Origin of the sequence: Brevibacterium sp. SIMBA_078 (genome assembly GCF_046534565.1) — a bacterium.
Lineage (GTDB): Bacteria > Actinomycetota > Actinomycetes > Actinomycetales > Brevibacteriaceae > Brevibacterium.
This window is the reverse complement of the sequence record NZ_JAWRYQ010000649.1, coordinates 1-231: the sequence shown is the minus strand read 5'-3', so window position 1 is coordinate 231 and position 231 is coordinate 1. Positions and strand designations below refer to the sequence as shown.

The following is a 231-nucleotide window of genomic DNA, read 5'->3' as shown; positions in this document are numbered from 1 at the left end:
CTGCATACTTTTCTGGGGATGAATCTACAGGACAGATTCAATTTATTAGAAATGGGCTAGCAGATTATATTACTAATAATTTATCAGATGATTGTTATGAAGCTTTTTTTAAAGCTTGCCTAAACCCATCAGAAGAAAACCTTCTATCTTCAATGGAAACTTTAAAATCTTTCTTTTTAAGTAAGCTTCATGAAGTAGATTTTGCAGAATTAACCGTTAAGTCTATCGAAG

Annotated in this window: 1 protein-coding gene; it reads left to right on the top strand. The window is 31.2% G+C overall.

Annotated elements, in window-relative coordinates; translation table 11 throughout:
- The coding region (locus tag SB749_RS21100) for a hypothetical protein (RefSeq protein ID WP_410712042.1) at positions 1-231 on the top strand (231 nt) is incomplete at both ends.